The sequence below is a fragment of the Pseudoalteromonas sp. SWYJZ98 genome, assembly GCF_015864495.1.
Lineage (GTDB): Bacteria > Pseudomonadota > Gammaproteobacteria > Enterobacterales > Alteromonadaceae > Pseudoalteromonas > Pseudoalteromonas distincta.
This window is the reverse complement of the sequence record NZ_JADYXA010000006.1, coordinates 103,968-118,552: the sequence shown is the minus strand read 5'-3', so window position 1 is coordinate 118,552 and position 14,585 is coordinate 103,968. Positions and strand designations below refer to the sequence as shown.

Below are 14,585 nucleotides of genomic sequence, written 5' to 3'. Positions count from 1 at the left end.
ATGTCTAAAATAACCGTTTCTACTTTAAATAAAATGAAAGCAGAAAATAACAAAATTACTGCATTAACAGCCTACGACGCTAGTTTTGCAAAGTTATTTCATGATAACGGCGTTGAAGTTATTTTAGTGGGCGACTCATTGGGCATGGTACTACAAGGCGGCGATGACACCCTTGGCGTAACAAATCAAGATATTGCATATCATACCCGCTGTGTACGCGCTGGTAGCCGCGAATTATTTGTAATTGCTGACTTACCTTTTATGACCTACTCAAGCGTTAGTGATACCTGTAAAAATGCAGCTGAGCTTATGCGCGCTGGCGCAAACATGATTAAACTTGAAGGCGGAGAGTGGCTTTACGAGAGCATTAAAGCACTCACTCAACAAGGTATCCCAGTTTGCGGGCATTTAGGCCTTACACCACAGTCAGTTCATGTATTTGGTGGCTTTAAAATACAAGGTCGCGAAGAAGATAAAGCACAAAAAATGATTGATGATGCGAAAGCACTTGAAGCTGCTGGCGCGCAATTATTAGTACTTGAGTGTATTCCAAGTGCCCTGGCAAAACGCATTACAGACGCTCTAAGTATCCCAACTATTGGTATTGGTGCTGGCAGCTTAACTGACGGCCAAATACTGGTAATGCATGACCTGGTTGGTATTTCGGCAGGTTACATTCCTAAATTTTCTAAAAACTTTTTGCTCGAAACAGGCAATATGCCTGCTGCCGTTCAAAAGTATTGTACAGATGTTAAAAGTGGCGCATTTCCAAGCGCTGAACATGAGTTTAAATAATGCAATCAATAACTGAAATCAGATCGTTACGTAGTCAAATTAAAGCATGGCGCCAAGCAGGTCTTAGCGTGGCGCTTGTGCCAACAATGGGCAACTTGCACCGTGGGCATTTTTCGCTAGTAGAAAAAGCAAAAAACTTGGCCGACAAAGTCGTTGTAAGTATTTTTGTAAACCCAATGCAATTTGGCGCTAACGAAGATTTAGATAACTATCCTCGTACGCTAAACGAAGACAAACAAGGCCTTGCTGAACTAGGCACTGATATTGTATTTACCCCAAGCGTAGAAACAATCTATCCTAACGGACTAGGTGCACAAAGCTTTGTAGATGTACCTGACATTTCATTAGGCTATTGCGGTGGCTCACGTCCAGGTCACTTTAGAGGCGTTGCAACAATCGTAACTAAGTTATTTAACTTAGTTCAACCAGATTACGCCTGCTTTGGTGAAAAAGATTTTCAGCAACTACAAGTAATTAAAACCATGGCACGCGACTTATCAATTCCGGTTGAAGTTATTGGTGTACCTACAATGCGAGAAGTTTCTGGCCTTGCTATGAGCTCACGTAATGGTTACTTATCTGATGATCAAAAAGCGACTGCAACCGTATTATTTAAAGCGCTTAATACGTGCGCTGAGCAACTTAAAAGTGGCGAAAAAGACTTCGTAAAACTTGAAAGCTTAGCTAAACAAAGTTTAGAGCAAGCAGGCCTAAAACCAGACTATTTTGAGATTGCTCAACGAGATACATTAAAAACTGCTACAATCGAAGATACTCAATTTGTTATTTTAGCCGCAGCCTATTTTGGTGGTGTTAGATTGATCGACAATATCCAAGTCGAAATTTAATATTATTGCGACTCCATTTTAAGGATAAGAAGCATGCACACTTTAATAAAAACAAGCGTAGTCGCCCTTACTTTTGCACTATTGGCAGGTTGTCAAAACCAAGTTGAAAACCCTGAAATGAATCAGTGTGCTCAACAAAACTACCAGTGTGAAACTAGTTGTGAACAGCAAACAACTGCTGAAGGCTTAAAGCAACAAGTATGCTCTGGAAAATGTGTTGAGAGCTATAATCAATGTAAAGCACAAGCCGAAAAATTAGGTAATATTTAATTCCTAAAAGTTTTTAGTTTTAGGCACAAAAAAACCGCTCAATGAGCGGTTTTTTATTGCTTATAGTTTATCATACCAATTTTATTAAAAACATGACCATCCTAGCGTATTAAATAACTCACTAACTACGTTAAAAATTATTTATATAGAACAACTATGTATCATAATTTTAGCCTTGTTATTGCGCTATTTTCTTATCGCTATAATAACTCACTAATTTAATGCAATTGGTATTAGTTCAAACCAAGCTTTTTAAGTTCTGTTTTTACTAGCTTTGCAGAAAGTGGTACATAACCATCTTTTTCTACAATTTGCTGACCATCTTTTGAAAGTACCATTTTTAAGAATTGCGCTTCCATTGGAGACAACGGCTTGTTTGGGTGCTTATTCACGTAAAGGTATAAAAAGCGAGATAATGGATATTTGCCTTGTGCAACGTTATCAAGTGTTGCATCAACAAAGTTATCGCCTTTTTTAGCTAGCGGTACTGTACGTACGCCTGATGTTTTATAACCTATACCTGAGTAACCAATTGCATTTAATGAAGATGAAATTGACTGTACTACTGATGCAGAACCCGGTTGCTCATTTACGTTATTACGGAAATCACCTTTACAAAGTGCTTTCTTTTTAAAGTAACCATACGTACCTGATACTGAGTTGCGTCCGTAAAGTTGCACATCTTTAGCTGCCCAATCACCTGTTAGACCAACATCGCTCCAACGGTTAACTTGCTCAGGTGCGCCACATTTACGAGTAGATGAAAATATAGCATCTACTTGGTCAATACGAAGACCTTCAATTGGGTTATCTTTATGTACAAATACAGCAAGTGCATCAATAGCTACGCGAACTTCTGTTGGCTTATAACCGTAACGTTTTTCGAACGCTTCGATTTCTTTAGATTTCATTTTACGGCTCATTGGACCCAGGTTAGCTGTACCTTCGGTAAGTGCCGGTGGAGCAGTAGAAGAACCTGCTGCTTGAATCTGAATATTTACATTTGGGTAAATACGTTTGTACTCTTCAGCCCAAAACGTCATCATGTTGGCTAAAGTGTCAGAACCTACTGATGAAAAGTTGCCTGAAACACCACTAATTTTTTGATACTCAGGAATATTTTGGTCTAGAGCAACTGCTTGTGCAGATACGAAAGTTGTAACAGCCACACCCATTGCGGCAACTAAGTTTTTAAATTTCATGTAGAGTTCTCCGGTTTGTTCGTTCCATTTTCTAACTGCTGCCCACTCTAAAGTGAGTACATGACAGTTACATTACTCTTAAATGACACTTTTATGACTTGACCTATTAGCTTAATTATTTAGTCAGCGAAACTATCTTATCTATTGAAAATTCAAAAGAAAAACACGATCCTTTGTTAACTTCACTACGAATATTTAATTTACTATCATGGCGAGTTAACACATGTTTTGTTATAGCGAGCCCTAAGCCTGAGCCACCTGTTGTTCTACTGCGAGCTTTATCAACACGATAAAAACGCTCAGTTAATCGGTTAATATGCTCAGGCGCAATACCATCACCATTATCGGTAACACTAAAACACGCTTTATTGTTTTTGCGCTGCCAGCATACTTCTACTTTACCGCCTGGTTTTGTGTAATGAATCGCGTTGAATACTAAATTAGAAAACGCACTACGCAGTTCATCCTCAGAGCCTTTAATATCAAGGGTTTTATCAATATCAAAAATAAGTTCGTGGCCTTTGTCTTGATTAATTGAGTTTGCTTCAGTGTGAATATAACCAAGTAATTGCGGCACATTTATAGCTTTATCGTTATCTTGGCGCCGTGCACCTTCAATACGCGAAAGCGATAATAATTGGCTGACTAAACTATCCATGCGCTTACATTGTTCAAGCATAGTATTTTGCGCTTTGTTCCACATTGCTGGCGGCGGCATCATGTCGCCATCCATCATCTCAAGATACCCTGTAACCACGGTAAGCGGTGTACGTAGTTCATGCGACACATTGGCTACAAAGTCTTTACGCATTTGTTCTAGCTGTTTTAAGCGCGTTACATCACGTACCACAACCATAAGTTGCGTGCTTGCATACGGCATTACCCTAAACTCAAGCACCTGCTCAATACTATGACCGTTATCCAGCTCAAGCGCGTCATCAAATTCGCCTTTGTGCATGTATTTAGCAAACTTCGGTTCGCGAATTAAATTATCAAGGCGCTGACCATGATCCGTAGGCCACTGCAAACCGAGCACTTTAAGGGCTAATTGATTACACCACACAATACTTAAATCGTTTTGCAGTACCACAACCGCATCAGGTACCGCTTCAGCCCCATCGCGAAAGCGACGAATTAAATCTGCAAGCTCATTACGTTTTTTACGATTACGATGCTGGAGATGATAAATACCTTCGAACACTTGCTCCCATGCACCCTCACCCTCTGGCGGATTAAAGCTGCGTTGATTAAGTAGCCAATCGCTCAAACGATAAAGTTGATGGTAGTGCCAAATAAGGAGGGAAAAAGATCCTAAAAATAAAAGCAAAAATGGCGCGCCAACCAGCACACCAATTAATAGTAAGGGTAAAAAATAGATAAACAGGCGCTTTACTAACGCCTGCTTATTAACAACTCGATACATACACTCACTTTACCTTAGAGTAGTAATACATGCGTATTTTACACATTAGCTAAGCTTTAAGCTGATCACAGCTTACTTGAAAAACGATACCCAGCGCCACGTACTGTTTGCACCAAACGGTCATGTCCAAGTGGGCCAATTGCTTTACGCAGGCGACGAATGTGAACATCAACAGTGCGATCTTCTACGTAAACGTTAGTTCCCCACACATGATCAAGCAGTTGTTCACGGCTATAAACACGCTCTGGGTGAGTCATAAAAAAGTGCAGTAATCTAAATTCGGTTGGCCCCATATCAAGCTCGTTTCCTTCTGAGGTAACACGATGAGAAATAGGGTCTAAACGCAGGCCATGTACTTCAATAGCTTCTTCTAATGAGGTTGGCGATACACGGCGAATAACCGCTTTAATACGTGCCATAAGCTCTTTAGGAGAAAACGGCTTGGTGACGTAATCATCTGCACCTACTTCAAGGCCGCGTACTTTGTCTTCTTCTTCGCCGCGAGCTGTAAGCATAATAATTGGGATTTGGCGGGTGTGTTCGTTTTGCTTAAACTTTTTAGCAATTTGAATACCGCTTCCACCTGGTAACATCCAATCAAGTAAAACCATATCTGGGTAAGGTTCAACCATAGCTGCAATAGCAGAGTCGTAATCTTCTGCTTCAATTGCTTGAAATCCATTTTGCTCTAAAACAAAAACCAACATCTCCCTGATAGGAGCTTCGTCATCTACGACTAGTACTTTACGTGACATTCCAATTTATCTCTTACGCTATCGAATTAGTTTTCATTATTATGACTAAGTATGACATTTTTATGAAAGTGTAACGTGTAAATTAAAATGGTGGTAAAAAAAACACAAATTAGTGACAAAAAACCTCATTAACGTCATATTTTTAAAACCTTTTTAATATTTAACGTAATAAAAAGAGATTTACGATAAATTTATGTAATAGCTAACTTTTTAAAATTATCTTTTTTGTATCGCTATTTAAACCACTAAACAATATTAAACTAGCTGGGATCATTGTTTTACTAACCAAGACATTTTTACAGATCGATCGTTTGAAAGTAGCTTTAAAGCCCTTTTAAAATCAACAAACCCGCCTGTGTAACAAACAATACGCTCAAAAATAGATCTAAATTTTACTAAGCTCCAAATAAAGGATCAGATTTTTACCAAGCCGATCATCCCTCAGATCAGAGTTGTACCTAGTCAAAGCCATAAGTTGTTGATTGTTTATACAAATAAATAACGATCAAATTATCTCAGAACCCATATATAGCATTAAAGTGTATTTGGCTTAGTAAAGTAATGATCCGAAAAAGGCTGTGTTAGTAAATGCGTGATCCCAAAATTCCGCGTTGGTAATGCAGTGATCTGATCAAAAAACCGTAATCTGTAATATAAAAAGGGCTGACATTAAAAAAGCCAGCAACAAAGTTACTGGCTTAAATAAGCAATTATAAATTGATCTATTATCTAATTTTAGGGTCTAGTTCGCCGCTTAAGTATTTAAGGTGCATTTCATCAAGTGAAATTGGCTTAATTTTACTAGCCTGACCAGAAGTACCAAACGAGTTATAGCGTGCAACGCAAATCTCTGTCATTGCTTTTGTAGCTTCAGCTAGGTATTTACGTGGATCAAAGTTAGATGGGTTAAGCGCCATATGACGGCGAATTGCACCGGTAGATGCTAAACGTAAATCGGTATCAATATTTACCTTGCGAACACCAAACTTAATGCCTTCAACAATCTGCTCAACTGGCACACCATAAGTTTCTGGAATTTCGCCACCGTACTGATTAATAATTTCTAACCATTCTTGAGGAACTGAAGATGAGCCATGCATCACTAAGTGCGTGTTAGGAATACGGGCATGAATCGCTTTAATGCGATCAATCGCTAAAATGTCATCTGTTGGTGGCCGAGTAAATTTATAAGCACCGTGTGAAGTACCGCAAGCAATTGCAAGTGCATCAACGTGTGTTTTATTTACAAAATCAGCCGCTTCTTCAGGGTCTGTTAGCATTTGATCAGTTGTTAATAACCCTTCTGCGCCAACGCCATCTTCTTCGCCAGCTTCACCTGTTTCAAGTGAACCAAGTACACCTAGCTCGCCTTCAACCGATACGCCACAGGCATGCGCCATCGCAACAGTTTCGCGCGTTACTTCTACATTGTATTCGTAGCTTGAAGGGGTTTTTCCGTCGCTCATTAACGAGCCATCCATCATTACTGATGAAAAACCAAGCTGAATTGAACGCTGACACACACCTGGCGATGTGCCGTGATCTTGATGCATTACAACTGGGATATGTGGCCATTCTTCAACGGCTGCTAAAATCATATGACGAATAAATGGAGCACCAGCATAAGCACGTGCACCAGCTGATCCCTGAACGATTACTGGGCTGTTTGTTTTGTCAGCCGCTTCCATTATTGCGCGCATTTGCTCTTGATTGTTAACATTAAAAGCAGGTACGCCGTAACCATGCTCTGCTGCATGATCTAAAAGTTGTCGCATACTGATTAAAGCCATTGGGTATTCTCCAATTTATCGACAGTAGTTCCCTACCATCTAGTTTGAACGGATGTGTTAGTTTGGCGTTATAACAACGCCACGAAAAACCACTGCTTTGCAGTAATATTCCGTCTAAATTAACGACTAAATTAGGGTGAGAGGTATTTAGTAATTAATTGTCGGTGAGGGCTATTACCCCCTCACCTTACGCCACTAAAATTACTTAGCGCGCGACTCTAGCATTTCAACTGCTGGAAGTTTTTTGCCTTCTAAAAACTCTAAGAACGCACCACCACCAGTAGAAATATAAGATACTTTATCGGCAATGCCGTATTTATCAATTGCGGCTAAGGTATCACCACCACCGGCGATTGAAAACGCATTTGAGTTAGCAATTGCTTGTGCAATAGCACGTGTGCCATTACCAAATTGGTCAAACTCGAACACGCCAACAGGGCCATTCCATACAACAGTGCCCGCATTTGCAATAATTTTTGCAAGCTTGCTCGCTGTAGCAGGACCAATATCAAAAATCATATCGTCGCTTGTTACTTCGCTTACATCTTTAAGCGTAGCTACAGCAGATTCAGAAAACTCATTACCAACCACTACGTCAGTCGGTACCGGAATTTCACCATTATTAGCAATCGCTGCTGCACATAAGCGGTTAGCTTCATCCATTAAATCTGGTTCGTAAAGCGATTTACCAACTGGGCTACCTGATGCAGCAATAAAAGTATTAGCAATACCGCCGCCGGTAACTAATTGGTCAACAATTTTAGAAAGTGAATCTAAAACGGTGAGCTTAGTAGATACTTTAGAACCACCAACAATCGCCACTAATGGACGAGCTGGATTATCAAGTGCTTTGCCTAACGCTTCGAGCTCAGCCGATAACAGCGGACCTGCACATGCAACATCGGCAAATAAGCCAACGCCATGGGTAGATGCTTGTGCACGGTGAGCCGTACCAAATGCATCCATTACATATACATCACACAGTGCAGCTAGTTGCTTAGATAACGCTTCGTCGTTTTTCTTCTCGCCTTTGTTAAAGCGCACATTTTCAAAAACAACCACTTCGTTATCAGCAATATCAACACCGTTTAGATAATCTTTTTCTAAACGTACAGTTTGCTCTAGGGCATCGTTTAAGTAATTAGCTACAGGTGCAAGCGAAAACGCTTCATCGTATTCCCCTTCCGTAGGACGGCCAAGGTGTGACATAACCATTACTTTAGCACCCATCTCAAGCGCTAATTTAATAGTAGGTAGTGCTGCACGAATACGCGCATCTGACGTCACTTTACCTGCTTTAACTGGTACATTTAAATCTTCACGAATTAATACGCGTTTGCCGTTTAAATCTAAATCTGCCATTTTTATGACCGACATGAACATCTCCTTAGTTAACGATACTGAACCTGAAAAATACGTTTAAAATTATTATATTAATAAATTACTTATTCACTGCCATCATAGCACGCGCTGTGTCGAGCATACGATTAGCAAAACCCCATTCGTTATCACACCATACTAATAACTTTATCAGTCGTTTGTGACTAACACGTGTTTGTGTGCCATCAATAATACAAGAATGTGGGTCGTGATTAAAATCAACCGATACAAGCGGCTCTTCGGTATAACTTAAAATACCTTCTAAGCGGTCTTTTGCTTGTGCTTTAAGTGCATTATTTACTGCATTTAAATCTACATCGGTATTAACCGTTACACTTAAATCCATTGCCGTTACATTTATAGTAGGTACACGTACGGCGATGGCTTCAAAACGGCCTTTAAATTTAGGTAAAATACGGTCTATACCACGGGCGAGCTTTGTATCAACTGGAATAATTGATTGGCTTGCAGCACGAGTACGGCGTAAATCATGATGATAACCATCAATCACTTGTTGATCGTTCATCGACGCATGAATAGTTGTAATAGCGCCCGACTCAATACCAAATGCATCATCTAATACTTTAATAACTGGCACAACACAGTTAGTTGTGCACGAGCCGTTAGACACAATTGTGTGCTCGTTTTTAAGCTCATCGTCGTTAATGCCATACACAATCGTTGCATCAACATCGTTATCAGCCGGATGCGAAAACAACACCTTTTTAGCACCTGCGGTAATATGTAACTGCGCATGTTCACGCGAGTGGTAAACACCCGTACATTCAAGTACAACGTCTACATCGAGCGTTTGCCAAGGTAATTCAATTGGGTTTTCTTCACAAAAAAGTGCAATGGTATCGCCTGCAACACTAATGGTGTCTTCACCAAGTTTTACAGGAAAAGAAAAACGACCGTGGGATGTGTCGTATTTTAATAAATGAGCAATAGCTTCAGGATCAGCAAGTTCGTTAATCGCAACAATTTTTATATCGTCGCTCAAACCAGACTCGTATAACGCGCGGACAATATTTCGACCAATACGACCAAAACCATTAATTGCAAGTTTGATTGCCATGAAATATAAAATCCACTCTTTTAGCGTGCAGATAAAGGCAATACGCCTTTTAGATGTCTGTATTGTAATCGACCTTGCATCTGATTATAAGAGGGAAGCATTAGAAACTTTAAATTAACGTTGAAGAGCTTAGGCATTGCAAGCTCTTCAAGGGGTCTGACTTTTAAAATTAAGTTTTTTATACTAAATTTTTCAAAGCGTTAATTATATCTTCTGGCTCAGAACGAGTACGATAATCAACATCAACATAACGCCAAGTCACTTTACCTTGTTTATCTAAAACAAAGGTGGCAGGGATCGGTAAAACACTACTATTGCCATTGTTAACCGACTCTAAATCTAGGCCTCGGTCTACTCGCATATGCTCGAGTAAAAATGTGGGCACTTGCCATGCTACGCCGTAGCTTGCTGCTACATCGGCATTTTGATCACTCAGCACTAAAAAATCCATGTTACTTATATCGCTTTCGCTCATTGAGCCATCGGGTACTTGCGGGCTAATAGCTACCAGCTGCGCACCTAAAGCATGAATTTCAGGTAAACGTGACTGCAGTGCTTTCAGTTGTAAATTACAGTACGGACACCAACTTCCACGATAAAAAGTAATAACCACAGGTCCGTGTGCAAGTAACTCGGTTAACTGCACCGATTGACCATGTTGATTTGGTAACTCAAAACTTGGTGCGCTTTGGCTTAAATCAAGTGCATTAGCACCTTGCTGAAACGCTTTTCTTGTGCAATCGTTTCATCAACACCTTTCATGAAATCAGGATTACCTTTTCGCCCTGCGGCTACTTTTGCCTCGGTTTGTGCTTTTAATGTGTTGCTTTCATCGCTCATAGTATCGCTACCTTCAAATTAATCAAAAACTTAAAGCCAGCTTACATTATGAAAATGTATTTGAAATGAAAATTTTAGTTAGTTATTTCTAAATCAAACACCACGTTTATTGATGAGGTGATGCTTATTATTGAATTGGTACTTATTGTTTTATCTACATACCGTTTATGTTCGAAGGGGTATGAATTATTTGTATAGCCCGATAAAACTGAGTGCTTTGCATCGCCTTCATTATCACCGAAATTCGTTCGGTTTGAATTCGAACTGATGCTGTAAACTTTCCCAAGTTTAGCGCTAAATGCTTTAGCAAGCAGGTTCCCTTTAGCTATTGCATCATCTACTGCAGCTTTTGTTGCCTGCGCCTCTAACAACTTTGCTTTTGAAGATACACTCTCGATTGCTATAACATTATTTATTTTTACGCTTTGTGCAAATTCAATAAAACCATCTATTTTTTTAATATCGTTTATTGTTACTTTAACCGTTTTTAGTGCTAAGTACTTATCGCCTGAAACAGTCCCCGTTTCTGTACCAATAATATTGTATACATTGCTTTTTAAACCAGAGATAAAAACATCGTCTTGCTCAAAGCCATATTTATCGACTCCTTCTAGTAACAAGTTAATTTGTGCATCAAGATCTCGTTTAGCCTCAAGCAACGAATCTTTAGTGCTCGATACTTCAAACGAAACTTGAGCCATATCAGGCTCAACTAATAGCTCAGCAGTCCCTTGCACTGCAATATGACGATTTGTAGGTAAGCTTAAATTAGCAAAAGAGATAAGAGGAAATAAGGTTAGAAAAATAGTGGTAATGAGTTTCATGTTACGTCCCTAAAAAAGTTCCATGCTGGGCTATGCGTAAATACTAATAAATAACAGCCAATCGTGTTTCTGCCAAATGTTTAATTAAAGCTAATCTTTTACCTCTGGCTTAATCGTTTTTTCTTTGTGTGGGTTAGGTATTAATGCTGAAATATTTTCTTGTGAAATAATAAGTAACTTATCTTGTTTATTATCATAAACAAATAAATTCCCCATTGTTGAGGCTACTATTTGAACATTTTTAATTTGAGTTACTTTACTCTTAGCAATTGGATAATTTAATGACAAGTGATAATTCATTGTTCTTTCATTTATTATATCTTTACTGTGTGAATGCGCCAACATAGTAGGGTATGTAGATATTATAAGTCCTAAAAATAACATGACTGAGTAACTAGGTTTTAATAAATAGAACGGGTAACCAAAGCCATAATAAAGTTTTTTTAAAACGGTTGTTTTACTAGGATCTGGCATATGTCCTGAGCGCCAATTTAAATAAATTGCTGTTAAAACGATGATCGCAGTATAAAGAGTAATAAGTAAAGGATTTGAAATCAGTGCCAGTAAAAAGTCACTTATTTCAATGAAGTTGAATACATCAACCGAGAAGTTATTAAGTAAAACGTAAAGATACACAACACCGGATAAACTACCCAGTAAGTAAAGAATAGTAAGAAACACACCAAAATTATTGTGAATGTACTTTTTAACTGCTTTAAGGTCATTGTTTAACTGGTTGTAATACTTACTGGCGGCTTCAATTACCATAATAAATCCTTTTAAAATTCTTATCTTAACAAAATAATTAGTAAATGCTGTAGTTTTGTTAAATTATTGACCTCAACTGCAACTCTTTGCCACGGCTTATTTGATGACACTGGGCTAGCAGTAACTCGGCAGTGGCTTGTGCATCGGTCAGTGCGTGATGGCAATGATAGCTTGGTAACTCATAACGTGTGCGGCAAGCATTAAGGGTTAAATCATCTTGTTTTATTTCAGTTGAATGATGGAGTAAGCGCTTTTGCTCAATATGCAGTGTGTCGATTATGAGTTTAGGCCGTATTGTTATATTGGCATTTTTAAGCGCTATTTTTAAAAAGCCCCAGTCGAGCATGGCATTATGAAACACTAAAATACAGTCGCTAAAATGGTTACTTAATTGCATTAATATACTGTTTAGGCTTAGCCCCTTTGCTATAGCATCATCGCTAATCCCATGAAAAACAGGACTTTGCTCAAGGCTTTTTACGTCTTTATTTATAAGGTGCTGCGACTCGCTCATTTTTATACATTGGTTATCTATTATCACCCACGCTACCGATACAATTTCGTGCTGTTTTGCATCAAGGCCAGTTAGCTCTAAATCAATCACTAAGTAACGTTGTTGTAAGGCATTTTTACCTAGTAATTTACGGCGCTTTAAATACCGAGTGAGCAGCTTTTTTACCATGTTAGTAATCCATCATTATAAACTGCCGCGAGCAAACTTAAACGCGGCGGCTTGCTGCGCTTGTTTAACAAGGTAAAACGCTTCTCTTAGCTGATGGCGCTCTAGTGAGTTTAATTTATTAGGATTAATACAATTACTCGGTAAGCCCTCTTCGTTTATTTGTGTACTCAAGCGCAACTGCGTTAAGAACCGCCAGCAGTCTTTTAGGTTGTATATATCTTCTTTGCTGATCAGTTTATGTTTTAGTAGTGCATCCAACCGCTCTTGTGTGTTGGCGCGCCTAATACCCGCTTTTAAAGCGTATAACCGCACTATGTCATTTATAATTACGACACCGCGTTTTTTTAAATCTATGTATTTATTATTTTGATCTGTTTTTTCGGTTTTAAATTTATTAAATAAACCAATTGGCACGCTGTTGCTACTTATGTCGGTTGCCATTGCGGCATAGAATAAGTCGTTACGCGATATACGAATTAGTTGCTCGCAAAAAGCCGTGTATAAAGCGTTTGAACCTTCAATAAATCGCAGGTCAAAAAATATCTTACAGTTAAGCATTGCATTGGGTGTGGGGCTTTTTATCCATTTAAAAAAGCGCTCGCTCCAGTCGTTTACGCTCATACGGCACTCATCACTGCTTGCCATAATATTACCTGGGCAACGCCTAATGCCACACTCAACTAAATTTTCACATACAAACTCCCCCATACTTTTAAAGTAAGCGTGTTGCTCGGGGGTTAAGTCGTTAGGGAGTAATAAGCCGTTGTCTTGATCTGAATGCAGGGTTTGTTCTTCGCGTGCTTGCGAGCCAAAGCAAATAAAACTAAAGCTGGTTGGCGCTGCGCCATGCTCTTCTTGAAATAAGTGAATCAGGCGCGATGTAAGCGCATCGGTTAAACCACTGAGTAATTTACCAATTAACGATATGTCGTCAATGTTGTACGAAAAACTACGCAAAAGTTCGGGAATTTCTTTAGCGTAGCGTTTTAAGTCAGTAACAGTATGCGCTTTATATATGCGCCCAATAAGCTGTACGGGGTCACTTTTTTGTTGGCGCAGTAAGTCGGTGCTGGTTATCATCCCTATCGGGTTATGGTTTTCGTCAAGCACAGGCAAATGGTGAATATTGTATTTAAGCATTAAGTGCAGCGCCGAAAACACCCGGTTATTTTCAAATATAAACTTAGGTTTGGCGGTCATAATACTGCTTACTGCGTCTTGTGGATCTACCTCGTCGGCAAGTACTCGGTTGCGTAAATCACGGTCAGTCACAACCCCTACTAAGTGCGCGTGCTGCGTTATCATTATTGACGACACACCATGCTCTTTCATTTTTTTAGCGCTTTGCCTAATACTTGCATCGGGCGAAAGTGTAATTGCTGTGCGGGTCATCAGCTCTGATATTTTACGTTCAGACCAACTATCGTTTTTACTTTTATAATGCGATGACAATAACCGGTTAGCGTGAGCGCGTACAAAGTATTGCTCAAACGATTTATATTCTCTGCGTAAAAAATCAAAATGCGTTTGAGAGAGCATATACACTATGCCCTCTTTTTGTACTTCTAACCTATTTTGAATTGCCTCACCGGTTAATAGCGACGGAAAACCAAAATAGTCACCTTGCGCTAAGCGCGTAACAACATCGCCCTTGCCATCAACTAGGTCGTACAAACCAGAGCGAATTAAAAATAGTTTAGGGTTTTCACTTTGTAACCACTGAGTTTGGTTTTCACGTGTAAGGTAAATAACATCGAGGTGATTTACAAAGTACTCGCATGCACTGCTATTAAGGAGGCTAAAAGGCGCTTGCAAACATACATACTGGGCTATTTCTTGTTGTTCTACACTCATTGTATTCGCTCTTTGAATGGTGATGTACCAATCTAATGTACTTACTTATTAAACAAATAAAAAGCCCGACTAAAGT

At 39.2% G+C, this 14,585-nt stretch carries 13 protein-coding genes and 1 pseudogene; 3 read left to right on the top strand and 11 right to left on the bottom strand.

What is annotated here, in order from left to right; genetic code table 11:
* From panB to I6F10_RS06830, 3 genes are read left to right on the top strand one after another with little or no spacing between them, the layout of a single operon-like run.
* Positions 1 to 795: a 3-methyl-2-oxobutanoate hydroxymethyltransferase gene (panB, locus tag I6F10_RS06840; RefSeq protein WP_002962679.1), complete on the top strand. Its 795-nt coding sequence runs from the start codon at positions 1 to 3 to the stop codon at positions 793 to 795.
* Positions 795 to 1,643 carry a pantoate--beta-alanine ligase gene (gene panC / locus I6F10_RS06835; RefSeq protein ID WP_138489570.1) on the top strand — a complete coding sequence of 283 codons (849 nt, stop codon included), beginning with the start codon at positions 795 to 797 and terminating at the stop codon, positions 1,641 to 1,643. Before panB ends, panC begins: the two co-directional genes overlap by 1 nt.
* Positions 1,644 to 1,676: 33 nt before the next feature.
* The gene (locus tag I6F10_RS06830) at positions 1,677 to 1,913 is read left to right on the top strand and encodes a hypothetical protein (protein ID WP_165744073.1); all 237 of its coding nucleotides are present in this window, start codon (positions 1,677 to 1,679) and stop codon (positions 1,911 to 1,913) included.
* 233 nt (positions 1,914 to 2,146) lie between these two features.
* Here I6F10_RS06830 and I6F10_RS06825 read toward each other — a convergent pair whose 3' ends face one another.
* From I6F10_RS06825 to I6F10_RS06775, 11 genes and pseudogenes are all read right to left on the bottom strand, one after another.
* A complete protein-coding gene (locus tag I6F10_RS06825; RefSeq protein WP_039490403.1) occupies positions 2,147 to 3,115 on the bottom strand; it encodes a PstS family phosphate ABC transporter substrate-binding protein in 969 nt (322 codons plus the stop codon).
* A 115-nt stretch (positions 3,116 to 3,230) separates the two neighbouring features.
* A complete protein-coding gene (phoR, locus tag I6F10_RS06820; RefSeq protein WP_002962688.1) occupies positions 3,231 to 4,538 on the bottom strand; it encodes a phosphate regulon sensor histidine kinase PhoR in 1,308 nt (435 codons plus the stop codon).
* A gap of 65 nt (positions 4,539 to 4,603) precedes the next feature.
* Positions 4,604 to 5,293 (bottom strand): phosphate regulon transcriptional regulator PhoB, encoded by a 690-nt coding sequence (phoB, locus tag I6F10_RS06815; protein ID WP_006791869.1) that lies wholly within the window; start codon positions 5,291 to 5,293, stop codon positions 4,604 to 4,606.
* 725 nt (positions 5,294 to 6,018) lie between these two features.
* A complete protein-coding gene (gene fba, locus I6F10_RS06810) occupies positions 6,019 to 7,083 on the bottom strand; it encodes a class II fructose-bisphosphate aldolase (protein WP_002961523.1) in 1,065 nt (354 codons plus the stop codon).
* Between the two features lie 201 nt (positions 7,084 to 7,284).
* On the bottom strand, positions 7,285 to 8,460 hold the full coding sequence (locus tag I6F10_RS06805) for a phosphoglycerate kinase (RefSeq protein ID WP_165744074.1): 1,176 nt from the start codon (positions 8,458 to 8,460) through the stop codon (positions 7,285 to 7,287).
* A gap of 64 nt (positions 8,461 to 8,524) precedes the next feature.
* Positions 8,525 to 9,541: an erythrose-4-phosphate dehydrogenase gene (gene epd / locus I6F10_RS06800; RefSeq protein WP_007587176.1), complete on the bottom strand. Its 1,017-nt coding sequence runs from the start codon at positions 9,539 to 9,541 to the stop codon at positions 8,525 to 8,527.
* A 178-nt stretch (positions 9,542 to 9,719) separates the two neighbouring features.
* Positions 9,720 to 10,381, bottom strand: a pseudogene (locus I6F10_RS06795) (peroxiredoxin-like family protein).
* A gap of 74 nt (positions 10,382 to 10,455) precedes the next feature.
* A complete protein-coding gene (locus tag I6F10_RS06790; RefSeq protein ID WP_165744076.1) occupies positions 10,456 to 11,205 on the bottom strand; it encodes an SIMPL domain-containing protein in 750 nt (249 codons plus the stop codon).
* Positions 11,206 to 11,295: 90 nt separating this feature from the next.
* Entirely contained in the window at positions 11,296 to 11,973 is a 678-nt protein-coding gene (locus I6F10_RS06785; protein WP_197098665.1) for a hypothetical protein, read from the bottom strand.
* A 58-nt stretch (positions 11,974 to 12,031) separates the two neighbouring features.
* Positions 12,032 to 12,655: a 3'-5' exonuclease gene (locus tag I6F10_RS06780; protein WP_165744929.1), complete on the bottom strand. Its 624-nt coding sequence runs from the start codon at positions 12,653 to 12,655 to the stop codon at positions 12,032 to 12,034.
* A gap of 15 nt (positions 12,656 to 12,670) precedes the next feature.
* Complete coding sequence (locus I6F10_RS06775) at positions 12,671 to 14,509, bottom strand: DUF294 nucleotidyltransferase-like domain-containing protein (protein WP_165744930.1); 1,839 nt, start codon at positions 14,507 to 14,509, stop codon at positions 12,671 to 12,673.
* Positions 14,510 to 14,585 lie beyond the last annotated feature (76 nt).